Consider the following 15447-nt stretch of genomic DNA (forward strand, 5'->3'; position numbering starts at 1 on the left):
AGTTGATTGTTTCATGATAGCATCATTACAGGAAGCTGTGTTGATGAAAACGCGGAATTTGTCATTACAGCAAGGGATTGGGGAGTAAAATTGATGGAATTATTTTCACAAACGACAATACAATATACCTGTGGTTCGCCTAATGGGCGAAACCGGTAAATTAAATAAAGGAGGTTTAAGAGATTGATTAAAAAAGTTCCAGCCAGAGCCTTATCCCTTTTGGTAGTTGCAGCCATATTCCTGTCCCTGTTCTTCACAGCCTTACCGCAGGCAAACGCGGCCGCCAGAGGAGCATGGGCTCCTAATACGGCTTATGCAGTAAATGATACAGTAACCTATGGCGGAAGTACGTATAGCTGTCTTCAGGCACATACTTCCCTCACAGGCTGGGAGCCGCCTAATGTTCCTGCACTTTGGAAGAGCGGAACAACAACAACACCGACCCCCACACCGGCACCCACAACACCCCCAGCAACAAACGGAGTCACATTCTATGCAGATATCAACTATGGCGGGAAGGCAGTAACCCTTGGAGTAGGCAATTATGTACTGTCCCAGTTGAATGCTGCAGGCATTCCGAATGACTGGATGTCCTCGCTCAAGGTTCCCGGCGGCTGGACGGTTGAAGTCTATGAGAATGATAGCTTTGGAGGTTCCAAATGGACCTATACGGCAGATTCCTCCTGGGTTGGCGACAGTGTCAATGACAAGATGACTTCGGTTAAGATCTATACAGGTTCAACGCCTCCTTCTGCAACCAAACCTTCCGAGGTTCCAAGCCAAATCTGGACCTATGTCGTAAATGCAGACAATGCCTATGGCAAGGGTGGAGATTTCGCACTGCTGCTGAGTGCGGTGATTAAGAAGGAGAGCAGCTTCGGAGCAGGCCTTCCCGGCAGCCCATCCGCCGGCGACGGATTGATGCAGGTCGAACCTAACACCCGCAATGCCTATGCCTCACAATTCAGCGCCAAATTCGGCCGCGCGTATAATCACAGCAGCGAACAGGATCAGGTATACCTGGGCGCATTGATCCTGAATGAGAAAATTGTCAGATTCGGAGATATCTATAACGGATTGCTGCATTATAACGGAGGCGACAACTGGTATCCGGGCGCTACCGACTCCTATGGCCGTCCGATTCTGGCAGATCAATATGCCAATGCCGTTTACGCTACATATAAGGGGTATGGGGGGAAGAACTAAGGGGTTATCTTCTATAAAAGAAGGAGAAAGACGCTCGGGAGGAGTCTCGGAGCGTCTTTGTTATATGTTCAGCTAAAATAGCTTCACTGACAGCAGCTGTCAGTGAAGCTATTTTATAATACAGGAAAGGACTTGAAGGAGGACGTACAAATGAATAATAAAGTATATCTATATGTGTTCGACACCATGGCAGACTGGGAGATAGGGTATTTAACTGCCGAACTGAACTCGGGAAGGTACTACAAGAAGGGGCAAGCCCCCACTGAAATAGTAACCGTAGCCAATGAGAAGACGCTGATCACTACCATGGGCGGACTGGCAATAATGCCTGACACCACGGTGGATGAGTGCAGCATTACAAGCACAGATGCCTTGATTCTACCCGGTGGAGAGACATGGACCGAAGCCATTCATAAGCCCATCCTCGGGCTTGCTGAGAGATGCATACAGGAAGATATATTAGTGGCAGCGATTTGTGGGGCTACAATGGGGCTTGCCCAGGCTGGACTATTGAATTCACGCCCGCATACAAGCAATGATCTGGAGTACCTCAAAATGATCTGTCCCGCGTACACCGGCGAAGAGCTCTACCAGATGCAGTCTGCTGTAACGGATGGCAAGCTGATCACTGCCTCTGGAATAGCGCCGTTAGAATTCACTGTACATGTCTTGAAAGCCCTGGATGTAATGGCTCCAGAAAAACTGAAGGCCTGGTATAGTCTCTACAAGACCCAGGAAGCTAAGTATTTCTATGAGTTGATGGTATAAGAGCAGATAATAAGGGTACCCTCTCTTTACGGAGAGGGTATTTCTGTTTGTCTGGCCAGGGATGGCAGGACATCTTCTGGACATCTATAAGTAGTTGTGGGGGGATTTGCCGTGCACCACTATAGGGTGAATTTAAGTTGCAGTTTTCATGTTACTGCGTAGAATTTTGAAATCTTCTAATATATTGGAGATTCTTATAATCATATCTCTATTCATATCTTGTTCTGTAGGGTTATTTGGTAAGTATAAGCCCCACTGCTGAAACTTGCCCTCTAATAGAACAAATCCGGATACATGAGCTCCAAAACCATTTATTCTTGCAGATTCAAGAGTTAATCTGTCGTCATGAAATACATTCACCAGTAGATTCTCAGTCCCCATGAAAAATACCGGATACGTTATGTTACTGAAAAAATCTTTATATTCCTGCTTGGCTGCTTCAGCCAGATAATCCTTTGCAATGATTAAGCCATCATAATTTATATTAGTGTCTTTAATAATATCTTTGAGGCTTTTGGGTATGTAGCTTAGATTTCTAATTGTATCAAAAGGAACATCACCAACAACTGCAATTTCTAACTGGATTGATGGAGGGTTATAAAGCTCCTCCGCCTGAGGCTCATTTACAATTTTGATGTCACAGCTTACAAACAACACGGATAACAATATAAGAAGTAATAACATTTTGTTTTTCATTAGTGAGTATCCTTTTTTATTATTATAATGGTTACTTTATATTTAAAAATATAGAAAAATAATCCTTTTTGCAAGTAGATAATTAACTCGTTGGAGCCTCAAACGATAGGAAGGGAATTCCAACATATGATACGATGTAATGGAAGTGCGTAAGGTTTATTTTGTATATGTTGTAAGGCTAAGGGGGAAGGCAAATGAATGAAATAACCTCTCATAATTGTAATCTGAATATTTGGGCTCATCTGCCTGATGAAGTATGGAATACAGTTGCTAATATTTATGAGCGTATGCCTGGTTGGAGAGGGTACATAGATGGGATTCCACACTGGTTTGGGCAGGAAGATGATGATGTTTATATTCAGGCATCCGTTGAGCCAAGTGGATTGTCATTTTATGCTCGAATGAATCAGAGTGATTGGGATTCTTGGATAGGAGCGTTTAAATCAGAAGCAACTAAAGTGTTAGGGTTTGAGGTGGGGGAGCCTGAGGATGGGTTTGTGTAGTATGAAATTTTAGAAGGTAAGGCAATTCATAGATAACTCGAAAGCGGGTGTAAACATGAATATAAACCAAGCGATTAACGTTATAGATAAGGAATTATCTCAAACATTAAGTGACTACCAACACTGGTTTACTTTAAATCCCGAAGAACTATCCTTTAAACCTCAGACCGGATGGAGTATTGAACAAATATTAGAGCATGTAACACTAACCAATCACTTTTTATTGATCCTAATAAGAAAAGGGACTCGGAAAGCAATTGAACTATCAACAAAGAAAGACTTGAATACAATAAAAGAATCAAGCCAAATTAATTTACAAGAACTTGATGCGATAGCTATACATAAGTCTTTTGATTGGGTTAGACCAGACCATATGGAGCCTAAGGGTGAACAAGAATTAGGACAAATAAGAGCATTACTAGATAATCAAATTAACGAATGTAAAGAGCTTTTGAAAGAGATGAACAACGGAGAGGGAATACTTTATAAAACTACAATGACCGTAAACAACTTAGGCAAAATTGATGTTTATCAATATATCTATTTCCTGTGTCAACATGCCAAACGGCACATTGTACAAATGCAAAAGGTTATGGATGAGTATACAGGGGTGGAGGGGCTGGGCGATTAAACTGCCAGGATTGTAGAAATCCGTGTAGTGAATAGAATTGACGCTAAAAGAGTGAGGATCGGATGTATGGGGAAGGGGAGAGCCCGAAGCCAACAAGCCTGTCCTCTGTTTGGTTATAAAAATTATATGCCCAGTTGTAATACTTTCGCCATGTTCGTGACTCCCAAAATAAGCCAATATAGATATAGAAGCGGATACGCTAACGCAGCTGCTTAAAATCATTGAGTTGTTCGATTGGTATTGAAGGAAGTATAGGAAGAGGTGTGGTGAACGATGGTTATATTCTTCGAAAGAGCGAAACGGCCGTTATGGGAGGGCAGAACCTCCATTTACGCTTATATTAAGGTGCAAGGAGAGTCCGTGGACGGATCGCTGCCGGATGACGAAGAATTCTGGTCCGGGGACAAGATTAGATGGGTAGCGGGCGGATTAGATGGAGCTTTTGGTCATCATGGCGGATCTGCTAAGATGACGGATGAAGCACGGGAGCTCGTTCAGCTGCTGGCGAAGCAATCCAGGAAGCCTAAGCGTTCAACCAGAAAGGCCCTATATGCTAAGCTTGTGAAAATAGATGTAGGCGGCATGATCGACGCCGTTCTAGATGAGGTGCGCAAGCAGCCCGGCATTCAGCCGGATGCTGTATTCATGGAGGCAAAATGGCTCGCAGAGCATGCAGCACACCGGAATGCCGTCAAATTCGGCATTGCATTGCTGGGTCTTTTTCAGAATGGGCAGGTCAAGGAATTGCTTCTAACGCTGGGGAGACACGAGGAATTTACGTTATATGCCACGGTTGCGATTCACAATGGAATGGAAGACTGCAATCAGGTGCTATTCGAACTCGCTGGGCAGGTTCACGGCTGGGGCAAAATACATATCGTTGAGAGACTTGAGCCCGCTAGTCAGGAGATCAAGGATTGGCTGCTCCGGCAAGGATGCCAGAACAACGTTATGAACGAATATTTAGCCTGTACCTGTGCAAGAAATGGCGGTTTGCAGGAGGCTCTTTCGGCTGAACGGGTAGACAGCGCACTACTTAATGGGGCAACCGATATCATTGAAGCGTTATTGAATGGCGGGCCGGCAGAGAATATTGACGATTATGAGTATGCCCCGCAGGTGTTATGGGATTATGTGAGGCTTGTCCAGGAGGCAGAGACAACGGCAAAGCATCTGTCAGTACTATTCAGCATTCACGACTTCCTGGCGGAGGATGAGGAGAAGTGGACCGCTCGGATGTCCTCAGGCTGGAGTGAGCAGCTAAGAAGCGATATGCGGGAGGCTTGCCAGTTGATTATGCCCGACACCAAATGGAACAGTATGGTTATGGATGCCGTTAGCAGCAGTGATATGTCAGACGTTTACTATGGTATAGCGTGTGCAGAGAAGCTTGGCTTGGATATTTGGGATACTCTCTATGATCAGCTTGCAGCTAACCCGCTGGAGGATTTCTATTACTATCAGCTAATAAGATCGGATGACCGGGACCGGATTCACAGATTTGTTCAATTCGCCAGTGAACACATTCCCCTGCAGCAGATCGCCACAGGCCCCGGAACTGAAATGGGATTCGGCGAAGAATATGCAGCGCATAGGAAGCTGGGCGTGATCCTGCAGTGCTTGGACCGGTTCGAGGGGATAGGGGCAGAGTTGATCCTCACGGGCTTGAACAGTCCAGTGACCTCTAACCGGAACATGGCGATCAAGGCACTGGAGGGCTGGGGCATTTCAGCCTGGGGAGAGCAGCTGGTTCACGCGGTTACTCATTTGTCAGCAGTTGAGCCTGAGGCTTCGGTTCAAGAATGGCTGGACCAGCTCCGTAAGGCTAAGGGGTTGTAAGGTTGAGCAACACTCATCATGAAGGAGTTGAACAATATGGCTTATATGAATATAGAAGGCGTGCGGGTCTGGGGTAATCCCGACAGCGGAGCGCTGGCGCAAGCAAAGACGTGCGCGGAAACAGGGAATGTTGTGCAAACCCTGCTCATGGCAGATCATCATAAAGGCTACAGCCAGCCGATCGGCGGGGTGGTCGTATACGATGGGCAAATCTCCCCTTCCGGCGTCGGTTATGATATTGCGTGCGGGAATAAAGCGGTGCGAACCAGCTTGACTGTTGATGAGATCCGGCCCCGGCTGGCAAATATTATGGACGAGATTGCCCGGAGAATTTCCTTCGGAGTAGGCCGTGTGAATAGTGAGCGGGTCGATCATGAGCTATTTGACGATCCGGATTGGGCCGTGTTCATGGCAGTAGGCAGACAGAAGCATGACAAGCTGAAAGCTCTGGCACAGAGTCAGCTAGGCACAGTCGGCAGCGGCAACCACTTCGTAGATTTGTTTGAAGAAGCCGGAACAGGCCGGGTGTGGATCGCCAATCATTTCGGGAGCAGAGGGTTCGGGCATAAGACGGCGAGCGGATTCATTAACCTGGCAGCGGGCAGAGACTTTCTGGCTAATGCCCCCGGTGAAAAGATGGACCAGCCGCCCGTACTGCTTAATACGAGCAGTGAGCTTGGCGACATGTATTACAGAGCTATGAAGCTGGCCGGACGCTACGCCTATGCCGGCAGGGATTATGTGATCCGGCAAGTATTAGCCATCCTTGGAACGGAGGCGGACCTCGAAGTGCATAACCATCATAACTATGCCTGGAAAGAAACACATGCTGGCAAAGAAGTCGTCGTCGTCCGCAAAGGGGCGACCCCATCCGCACCCGGCCAGATTGGCTTCATCGGCGGCAGTATGGGCGATATATCCGTAATCGTTAAAGGAAAAGATAGCGTGGAGAACAAAGACTCCTACTACAGCACCGTTCATGGTGCAGGACGAATAATGAGCCGGACCCAAGCGGCTGGCAAAATGAATTGGAAGACCCGCACCCGCAGCGGCGGCCAAATTACGTCAGCACAAATGATGGAGGCGGTCCGGGATTTCGGTGTTGAGCTGCGCGGTGCAGGCACGGATGAAAGTCCTTTTGTGTACAGGAAGCTTCAGGAGGTGCTGGATGCGCATGCCGAGACCATCGAGGTCATGCACGTACTGAAGCCGGTTGGTGTGTGCATGGCGGGAGCGGATGAGTTCGATCCGTATAAGGATTGAGGTAGAGATGCGTGGGGATTGAGGATTAATAAGGACTTCTGATTAACAGGAGTCCTTTTCTGTGTAATTTTAGGAATTTCATGGATTTACATTGAGGATTGGGCTATCATTATTTTGTGCAGAGCAAGTATTAAAGATTGAAATAGAACAACAGGATGAGGTGCTACAAATGGACGAACTAATCGAGAGAATCATTCAATTCCGCGACGAAAGGGACTGGAAGCAATTTCACGATCCCAAGGATCTGGCGCTCTCTATCACGCTGGAGTCTAGCGAACTGTTGGAGCTTTTTCAATGGAAGAATAGTCAGCAGGCCATAGAGCAGCATTACTCCGACATGCAGGACGAAATCGCTGATATTCTCATCTACACGCTAACGCTCGCTCATGATCTGCAGATCGATGTTAAGGATGCTATCCTTCAGAAGATAGACAAAAACGCGAAGAAATACCCCATATCCAGCTCCAAGGGAAGCTCACAAAAAAGTACACGGCAGTGAATGAATAGGGGAGAGCATCATGATTATCTATGAATCGACCAAGCAGCAATTTATGAACGATGTAACCGAAGATACGATTGCGGTAAAAATTCATACCCAGTACGTGCAAAAAGTCGGCAGGGTTTCTCCGGGTGAAATTAACGCATGGAATAATTCCATGAATTATCTATATAAAGTATTAAACACAGCTACTATTCCAGATGACGTAGGCATTGCGATTGAATATAAAATTCCGACGACCTCGAGAAGAGTAGACTTCATGATTACAGGCTTGAATGAACAGGATCAATATTCAGTCGTTATCATTGAGCTTAAGCAGTGGGATGAAGTTGAAACGGTTGAGGATGCAGATGGTCTTGTTAGAACCCGCTTTAAAGGAACAAAGACTAAAACGGCGCATCCCTCTTTTCAGGCATGGTCTTATGCCAGGCTAATTAGCGAATATAACGAGACTGTGCAGAACGAAGCAGTCCAGCTCTATCCTTGTGCTTATTTACATAACTATGTACGGGCCGATAATGATCCTCTACTGCATCCTGTCTACAATCAATACATTGAGGAAGCTCCTATCTTCTCAAAGGGAGATGCTCTAAAGTTACGAGGGTTTATTTCGACCTTTATTAAAAAAACCGATAGAAGCAAATCACTTTACCTCATAGAACATGGCAAAATCAAACCCTCTAAATCGCTACAGGATTCACTCCTCAGTATGCTGGAGGGAAATCAAGAATTCATCATGATTGATGATCAGAAGGTAGTATATGAGGAAGCATTAAGATTGGCGCAGCAAGCACAGTCGGGCAAGAAACAGGTCCTGATAGTCGAAGGTGGGCCTGGGACAGGTAAGTCGGTTCTTGGAATTAATCTTTTGGTAGAGCTTACGGCACGAGAATTAGTCTGCCAATATGTAACCAAGAATAGCGCACCGCGTGCCGTGTACATGAAGAAGCTACAACAGAACATGAAGAAATCGTTCATTGATAACCTGTTTAAGGGATCAGGCGTGTACTATGAAGCATTGCCCGATGAATTCGGTTGCCTGATTGTGGACGAAGCACATCGCTTAAATGAAAAGTCGGGTCTATTCAAAAATAAAGGGATTAACCAAACGATGGAGATTATCCGCGCTGCCCGGTTTTCTGTATTTTTCATTGATGAATATCAGAAGATTGCGATGCATGATGTGGGCAGTAAAGAGCAGATTAGACGGTATGCGGAGCAAATGGATGCGGATATCACGGAGTTAACATTGGCTTCTCAATTCCGGTGCAATGGCTCTGATGGATATCTGGCATGGCTCGATGATGTACTGGGTATCCGTGAAACGGCTAACGCAGATGGCTTCGATTTCGACTATGACATCAGGCTCTATGATGACCCGAATGAATTACGGGACGAAATCTTCAGCAAGAATCAGATTAATAATAAGGCAAGAATGCTCGCCGGATACTGCTGGGATTGGAAGACGGATGGCAAGAACAATCCTGGCGTTCATGACATTCAGTTAGATCAGTATCAATTCTTCATGAGCTGGAACCTGAACAATACAACGACCTGGGCAATCGACCCAGAATCCATCGAACAAGTGGGCTGCATCCACACCTCACAGGGCCTTGAATTTGACTATGTCGGAGTTATCATTGGCGAAGATATGCGCTATGAGAACAACCGGATCATCACCGACCCGTTCAAGCGTGCGAAGACGGATAAGTCCCTTTCAGGCTTCAAGACCTTGTATAAGAAAGATAAGGACGAGGCGCTCCGAATGGCCGATCAAATTATACGAAACACCTACAGGACGCTAATGACCCGGGGAACGAAGGGGTGCTACATCTACTGTGTGGACCCTCATCTGAAGGCTTACTTGCAGAGGCGATTGGCTTTGCAAAGTTCGGCGGTTATTTCGGGATAAGGACTATTGAGGGCGATGGAAAGTTAAATCATTGATTTGAAAAGATGGAGGATTGGATGAGTGGAGATGGGGAACCCAGAGCCAACAAGTCTGTCCTCTATTTTGTTATAAGGGGATTACATGTTAGGGAGCAAATCAAGATGCAATAGGGGATTTTCTAACAGAAGCAGAAAAAGTACAGATTACGCCAAAGGGTTTTTGGTCGCATAAGCTTATTATCACCGTTGTCATACTAGGGCGATATTCATGGCTCCCCCGAATTCGAATTGATGCAAAACAAAGATGAAGAAGCTATTTTAGAATAGTCATTTCTTCTGTTTTGTCTGGTAAAGACGATACATTTCTAATTCTTCTTTTAACCGCTGCGCCTCTTCCGTTGTTATTTCCTCTAAATTATTCTGTCCAAAGAAAATATAAGGTGAACGGTCTTCTTTTAGTAAATCTTTAATGTATGCTCCTCCTTCTCTTCCAATCAAAAAATCCACAGAGACTTCAAAATAGTCGGCAAGCCTAATTAATGTATTTACATCAGGAATCCTTTTTTTAGATTCGTAACCGGAGATTGATACCTTTGTTACACCTATGGCATCCCCTAATTGTGATTGTGTTAAGCCGTTTTGAATTCTTAACTTTTTTATTCTTTTCGATATTAGCATTAAACCCACCTCAGAAATATCTTACCTCAAAGTTAATAAGAAGTTAATAAATAATAATTGAAGTTAACTAATAGATAACATATAATAAAGTTAACTATTGGTTAACTTTTATTGGGGAGGATTAGTATGAAAAGGATAGTTTTTTTATCTGGAGGAATTGGAAGTTGGGCGGCAGGAATGCGGGTAATGCAGAAATACGGGAGCGAGGATATCATAAACTTATTTACTGATACGAAAAAGAAAAATGATGGACATCCTCATCGGGGCGAGGATCAAGATCTATACCGATTTTTAAATGAAAGTTGGGAATATATCGGTGGGGATTTGGAATGGATATCTGTAGGTAAGCATATTTGGCAAGTTTTTGAAGAGGTAAGGTATATGGGGAATACAAGGATTGATCCGTGTAGTAGAATACTAAAAAGGGAGGCGGCAAGGAAGTGGATTGAAAAGAGATTTTCTCCAGATGAAGTTACTTTATATCTTGGAATTGATTGGACTGAAGAACATCGCGCAAAAAAGTGTAGAGACTATTGGAAGCCATACCATGTTGAGTTTCCACTAATTAATGAGCCATATTTGTCTAAAGAGGATATGTGTATCTGGATTGAAAAATACGAAGTTAATAGGCCACGTTTATATAATATGGGCTTTTCACATAATAATTGTGGGGGATTTTGTGTAAAAGGAGGGCAAGGACACTTTTACAATTTACTAAAGCAAATTCCCGAACGATACTCTTATCATGAAGCCAAGCAAGAAGAACTTTTCCTAATCTTAGGGAAAAGAGTTCCTTTCATAAGAAGAACAATAGATAAACAGATAAACTATTTGAGTTTAAAGGAATTTAGGGAGCAAATAGAAAAGGATGAGTTGAACAACAAGGAAACATTGATTGATATAATGGACATCGGTGGGTGTGGCTGTTTTAATGACATTTGAAAATGAATGTTTTCTATTTTGAATTTCATGAAAACGTTGCAAAAATACAAAATATAGAACATAGGTTCCTTTAAAAAACTATCCATATTTTATATCTTAGTGTATAATCATCCCTGGAGACTATTCTCCAGGGATGATTTTTCTGAGAAAGGAAGTTTTACATATATGGCATATGCTAGACATCAAAGCTTTTATATAAGAGATAAGTGGTTCAGTAAAGGGTTAAGGGCAGTAAAACAGAATAATAGGTTTTTCTTCAATGAATATGCATTTGAGACAGTTGGGCTTGGGAAAAATATGCTTGAAGCTTTAAAATATTGGTTGTTTGCTTTTGATGTTGTCGAGGAACGAACAGTAGAGGGACAACGGGTACATGCACTAACGGAATTAGGAGAAATTTTATTTAATAGTGATCGTCTTTTACAAAAAAATGATTCGTTGGCTATTCTTCACTATCACTTGGTAAAAAATAATAATGATCAATCAACCGTATTTGATTGGTACTTTAATAGTTATCGAGAAACTTCTGTTAGCAGACCTGATTTACTTAGTTCCTTTGTAACATGGGTTAGCCAAAATGAGGCGAAGGATATATCAGGAAATTCTTTGAAACGAGATATAGACTGTTTAGTTCAATTTTATACCAAATCGCCTGATGATAATGATCCCGAGGATACTATGTTTTCCCCATTTTCAAAACTAAAGTTGATGAGAAGTGAACGTTCAGGGGAGGGTTTTGATACAATCAAAAAAATAATCCCTGAGCTTAATTCAATTGGAATAGCATCACTTTACTACATCCTTCTTGATTTTGACTCTATCCCTGAGGATCGGCTTATTAGTGTCGATGAGATTGTGAATGGTGATAACCTATGGGGGAAAACATTTAATCTGTCTCGAAATAAGGTCGTTGAAGCGCTAAATATTCTTACTAACCACGAAAAGTACCCTATTGAGTACGTAAGAACAAATAATTTGGACTATATAAGAGTACCGTTGATTACGTCAATTGAATTTATTAAGAGTGAGCTTCTGAAAGGATGAGCTATTAGATATGGCTTTTAAGTCCAGTATTAACATAAAATTCGATTTGGGGAACGCTGATTTAATAACACGTTATATTCCCACACCTTCCCATGCGGAGGCGATGAAAGGGATAATTAATGGTTTTACTACTGATGCCAATCGAGCACACATTATTGTTGGTCCATATGGCACAGGTAAATCACTGTTAGCGAATGTAATTGGAACTATAGTATCAAAAATGGCTAGCCCTTATGATATCGAAACATTAGTGGGGAAGTTTGAACAAGTTGATGATCAAATAGCTTCGAAAATCAAAATTGTTAGTAAATTATCAAAACCCTATTTACCGATTTTATTGAGCGGTAATGAAGGAAGATTTAGACATTCTATTTTATCCGGAATAATAAAAAAACTTAAAGAAAAAGGAATTGACGTTGTATTACCTGGGTTATCCACTAAAATCATAAAGTCTGTTGAGGTGTGGGAACAGCAATTTCCTGATACTTATCGTAAGTTTTGTTTTCAATTGAAGAAAGATGGGAGAAATCCTGACGATTGGATTGAAGAGATAAAAAAGCAAAATGAAGTTGAGATTAAATATTTTTCGGCTATCTATCCATTTCTTAGTGCTGGTGCTAACTTTGATATTGACTACGATTATAGCTTTCTTTCACATATGGAGTACTTAACAGCCGTTCTTCAAGATAATAACCTAGGAGTATTTGTGGTTTACGATGAATTCGCAAGATTTTTACAAGGTTTGAATACGGCTAGATTTAATGAAGCGATGCAAGATATTCAAGATTTTGCTGAGTTAGCCAATAGATCGAGTTCGATTCACTTATTGCTTATTACTCATAAAAGTTTGCGTTACTATTTCAGCTCTTCTAATGAGGACGCAGCAAAGGAATTTCAGCGTATTGAGAAAAGGTTTAGTCAATATTTAGTGAAAAGTGACCAAGTAACTTTTCTAAGGATTGCTGAAATCATATTAACAGAGAACCTTAATCAAAAGCCGATTATAAGCACTAAAGAGTTCAATAGTACACGGGAAATGTTGAGGAAATACCCGCTCTTTCCTAGTATTAATCAAACGGAGCGAGATGAACTTGTGGTTAGAGGGATGTTTCCTCTTCATCCCGTAACGATCTTTCTGTTGCCAAATCTGACTAGAGTATTTGGACAGAATGAAAGAACATTGTTTACTTTTCTAGAAAGCCAAGAAACTGGTGGTTTATTAAATCATATTAATAAAACTAATGACTATTATTTAGTACATCAGTTATTCGATTTTTTCTTTCCTGATTCGTATGATATCGGTAATGAAGATTTTTCTGAACATATTCTTCTCTATAGAAAAGCAGTGGCTCGTCTTCCTGAGGGGTTCTTAAATAAAAAATCGGCAATGAATTTAGTGAAAATTATAACCCTTTGGAATCTGTGTGCAGTGCAAAGTGAACAGAAATTGAACACCGAATTTTTAAAATTTGCTACGCGAATTAATGAGGAAGAACTATTAGAAATTTTACAAATATTAAGCACGCATAAGGTTATTCGATTTAATCGAGTGAATGATTATTGGGAATTATTCGCAGGTAATTCAGTTGATTTGCAAGAAAAACTAGACCGTGAGAAGCAATTGTTAAAAATAGACCCAGCTAGAGAAGTTGAGGTATTACACAATAACCTAATAAACAAATTTTACCTGCCGGAACGTTACAACGATGATAAGGGAATGACTCGCTTCTCTGCAGTACAAATTGTATACGGAATAGACATAATAGAGGGCAAGTTGAATCAAAGGGCTAACGGTTACGATTTAACAATATACTATGTTTTAGCGAATGACCAAGAAATGTATATCTCGTTAGATTTAATCTTACAAGATTTAAGCAAAAGATCGGACAGGGAGTTATTCTTTTTACATCCTAAACCGGTATCAGTGATTTTACCTGAAGTATATAATTATAGTGGATTGGATCTATTAAGAAAAAACAAGGATTTGCTCTCTGAAGATAAAGGCGTTAAGGAAGAACTAGAAATACTCCTTAATGAAACTAAATATAGAATATCCTCATATTTGTCAGAAATATCTTCTTATAACGAAGAAAAGGATTGGTATATTTGTGGAATAAAAGTGCCAATTGCTTCTGAGTTTGATTTAGCAGAAATACTGTCGGATAAGTGCTATGAGTTGTATAATTGTACTCCGGTGATTTTGAATGACTCATTTAATAGGAACGTGATCTCGGGGGTGCAGAGAAATGCAGCAATACAGATAATCGATAAAATGATTGAAGATCCACGTAATAAGGATTTTGGTATTAAAGGAAATGGACCTGACTATGCTTTATTTGCTGCTATATTTAAAAACAATGATAGGCTTGATGAGAACGTCAATAGCTTAGATTATTCAAACATAAAAAATGAATCCTTTCTTGCACTTAGAACAAAATTGATTGAAGGATTAGAGAATAATCCTACAGGAGATTTTAAAGATATAGTCGAGCTATTTTTAGCTCCACCTTTTGGGATTAGAAAACCATTGATCCCTATTCTTCTAGTAGCATTACTTAGGGATCGTTGGAATGAGTTTATGTTGTATCGGAATGATATGTTTGTTCCTGGTATTAATGGTGCTAAGTTGTTTGAAATTATAATGGAGATAGGCGCGAATAACTACCAGTACGCTTATGAACACATAAATGATAATTATATTGAATTCTTTAACACAATTGAGAGATACTTTGTTGATTTTATAGAAACGCGATTAAATAACCAGTCTAGACTCATATTCATTTGTGGTACTCTACTGAAATGGCTAAGGTCACTTCCTAGGATAGCGCAAACTTCAGTAAATGTGGACGAAGAATTTAGAAGTTTCAGGGATCTTATTAAAAGGTCTGAGGTAGATCCTCAACAATCAGTTGCACAGCTAATGAGCCAATACTACCACAACAAAGAGCAGTTATTAGCAATTAAAAAATATGCGGAGAATTTCACTACATTGCTAAAAAAAGAGCTGGCTAGTAAGACATTGCAAGTTGTGGGTGTCAGTAGCTTTAATGACTTGAAAAAATGGATTGAGACCCAGAAAGCTGAAGGATCTTACTCGATTAATAAGCTGCCAGAAAGAATCGACGCTGCTCTTTCCTGTGAGAACGAAGAAACATGGATAGAACGATTTCCAGAAGAGTATGTTGGGGTTAAAGTGGAGGATTGGTCTGATACCACGCATGATTTATTTTTTACACAGCTTAAACATGATTTAAAAGAATTGATATTAACAGATAGCGAGATAAAACAAAATAATTTAAATGTGGTCTCTTTTCAACTTAACAATAGTAGAAAACTAATAAATAAGGTTGATTTATCTGTTAAATCTACAACGATCTATTCGAATTTAGAAAGAATTGTGAATAGTGCTGGGAAAAATGTACCACGTCAAGAACTCGAATATCTTATCTATCAACTGTTTGAAAATTATGTAGTAAAATCGGAGTGAT

Annotated in this window: 13 protein-coding genes; 11 read left to right on the forward strand and 2 right to left on the reverse strand. The window is 41.4% G+C overall.

What is annotated here, in order from left to right; translation table 11 throughout:
- Positions 1 to 183: 183 nt before the first annotated feature.
- Entirely contained in the window at positions 184 to 1206 is a 1023-nt protein-coding gene (locus NSQ73_RS33905; protein ID WP_340990557.1) for a carbohydrate-binding protein, read from the forward strand.
- A gap of 150 nt (positions 1207 to 1356) precedes the next feature.
- On the forward strand, positions 1357 to 1974 hold the full coding sequence (locus NSQ73_RS33910) for a type 1 glutamine amidotransferase family protein (protein ID WP_340990558.1): 618 nt from the start codon (positions 1357 to 1359) through the stop codon (positions 1972 to 1974).
- Positions 1975 to 2106: 132 nt separating this feature from the next.
- Here NSQ73_RS33910 and NSQ73_RS33915 read toward each other — a convergent pair whose 3' ends face one another.
- Positions 2107 to 2670, reverse strand: a complete 564-nt coding sequence (locus tag NSQ73_RS33915) for a hypothetical protein (protein WP_340990560.1) — start codon at positions 2668 to 2670, stop codon at positions 2107 to 2109.
- A gap of 194 nt (positions 2671 to 2864) precedes the next feature.
- On the opposite strand from NSQ73_RS33915, the gene NSQ73_RS33920 reads away from it, so the two are divergent.
- From NSQ73_RS33920 to NSQ73_RS33945, 6 genes are all read left to right on the forward strand, one after another.
- Positions 2865 to 3173 carry a hypothetical protein gene (locus NSQ73_RS33920; RefSeq protein ID WP_340990561.1) on the forward strand — a complete coding sequence of 103 codons (309 nt, stop codon included), beginning with the start codon at positions 2865 to 2867 and terminating at the stop codon, positions 3171 to 3173.
- 55 nt (positions 3174 to 3228) lie between these two features.
- Positions 3229 to 3804 (forward strand): DinB family protein, encoded by a 576-nt coding sequence (locus NSQ73_RS33925; RefSeq protein ID WP_340990562.1) that lies wholly within the window; start codon positions 3229 to 3231, stop codon positions 3802 to 3804.
- Between the two features lie 273 nt (positions 3805 to 4077).
- Entirely contained in the window at positions 4078 to 5643 is a 1566-nt protein-coding gene (locus NSQ73_RS33930; protein ID WP_340990563.1) for a limonene hydroxylase, read from the forward strand.
- Positions 5644 to 5679: 36 nt separating this feature from the next.
- Positions 5680 to 6906, forward strand: coding sequence for an RtcB family protein (locus NSQ73_RS33935; protein ID WP_340990564.1), 1227 nt, complete (start codon positions 5680 to 5682; stop codon positions 6904 to 6906).
- A 169-nt stretch (positions 6907 to 7075) separates the two neighbouring features.
- Positions 7076 to 7405 (forward strand): nucleotide pyrophosphohydrolase, encoded by a 330-nt coding sequence (locus NSQ73_RS33940; RefSeq protein ID WP_340990565.1) that lies wholly within the window; start codon positions 7076 to 7078, stop codon positions 7403 to 7405.
- Between the two features lie 19 nt (positions 7406 to 7424).
- A complete protein-coding gene (locus NSQ73_RS33945) occupies positions 7425 to 9317 on the forward strand; it encodes a DUF2075 domain-containing protein (RefSeq protein WP_340990567.1) in 1893 nt (630 codons plus the stop codon).
- A gap of 305 nt (positions 9318 to 9622) precedes the next feature.
- Here the strand turns inward: NSQ73_RS33945 and NSQ73_RS33950 are convergent, their stop codons facing one another.
- Complete coding sequence (locus tag NSQ73_RS33950) at positions 9623 to 9973, reverse strand: helix-turn-helix domain-containing protein (RefSeq protein WP_340990569.1); 351 nt, start codon at positions 9971 to 9973, stop codon at positions 9623 to 9625.
- A gap of 126 nt (positions 9974 to 10099) precedes the next feature.
- Between NSQ73_RS33950 and NSQ73_RS33955 the strand changes: the two genes are divergently transcribed.
- From NSQ73_RS33955 to NSQ73_RS33965, 3 genes are all read left to right on the forward strand, one after another.
- On the forward strand, positions 10100 to 10915 hold the full coding sequence (locus tag NSQ73_RS33955) for a hypothetical protein (protein ID WP_340990570.1): 816 nt from the start codon (positions 10100 to 10102) through the stop codon (positions 10913 to 10915).
- Between the two features lie 165 nt (positions 10916 to 11080).
- On the forward strand, positions 11081 to 11959 hold the full coding sequence (locus NSQ73_RS33960) for a DUF4007 family protein (RefSeq protein ID WP_340990572.1): 879 nt from the start codon (positions 11081 to 11083) through the stop codon (positions 11957 to 11959).
- 10 nt (positions 11960 to 11969) lie between these two features.
- Positions 11970 to 15446 carry a hypothetical protein gene (locus tag NSQ73_RS33965; RefSeq protein ID WP_340990574.1) on the forward strand — a complete coding sequence of 1159 codons (3477 nt, stop codon included), beginning with the start codon at positions 11970 to 11972 and terminating at the stop codon, positions 15444 to 15446.
- Position 15447: the final 1 nt, after the last annotated feature.

It is taken from the genome of Paenibacillus sp. FSL R10-2736 (genome assembly GCF_038000245.1).
Taxonomy (GTDB): Bacteria; Bacillota; Bacilli; order Paenibacillales; family Paenibacillaceae; genus Paenibacillus_AQ; species Paenibacillus_AQ phytohabitans.

Excerpts from the sequence above, each read along its gene's own strand:
- NSQ73_RS33910 (WP_340990558.1), top strand. The coding sequence starts at position 1,357 with ATGAATAATAAAGTATATCTATATGTGTTCGACACCATGGCAGACTGG.
- NSQ73_RS33915 (WP_340990560.1), bottom strand. The coding sequence starts at position 2,670 with ATGAAAAACAAAATGTTATTACTTCTTATATTGTTATCCGTGTTGTTT.
- NSQ73_RS33920 (WP_340990561.1), top strand. The coding sequence starts at position 2,865 with ATGAATGAAATAACCTCTCATAATTGTAATCTGAATATTTGGGCTCAT.
- NSQ73_RS33925 (WP_340990562.1), top strand. The coding sequence starts at position 3,229 with ATGAATATAAACCAAGCGATTAACGTTATAGATAAGGAATTATCTCAA.
- NSQ73_RS33930 (WP_340990563.1), top strand. The coding sequence starts at position 4,078 with ATGGTTATATTCTTCGAAAGAGCGAAACGGCCGTTATGGGAGGGCAGA.
- NSQ73_RS33935 (WP_340990564.1), top strand. The coding sequence starts at position 5,680 with ATGGCTTATATGAATATAGAAGGCGTGCGGGTCTGGGGTAATCCCGAC.
- NSQ73_RS33940 (WP_340990565.1), top strand. The coding sequence starts at position 7,076 with ATGGACGAACTAATCGAGAGAATCATTCAATTCCGCGACGAAAGGGAC.
- NSQ73_RS33945 (WP_340990567.1), top strand. The coding sequence starts at position 7,425 with ATGATTATCTATGAATCGACCAAGCAGCAATTTATGAACGATGTAACC.
- NSQ73_RS33950 (WP_340990569.1), bottom strand. The coding sequence starts at position 9,973 with ATGCTAATATCGAAAAGAATAAAAAAGTTAAGAATTCAAAACGGCTTA.
- NSQ73_RS33955 (WP_340990570.1), top strand. The coding sequence starts at position 10,100 with ATGAAAAGGATAGTTTTTTTATCTGGAGGAATTGGAAGTTGGGCGGCA.
- NSQ73_RS33960 (WP_340990572.1), top strand. The coding sequence starts at position 11,081 with ATGGCATATGCTAGACATCAAAGCTTTTATATAAGAGATAAGTGGTTC.
- NSQ73_RS33965 (WP_340990574.1), top strand. The coding sequence starts at position 11,970 with ATGGCTTTTAAGTCCAGTATTAACATAAAATTCGATTTGGGGAACGCT.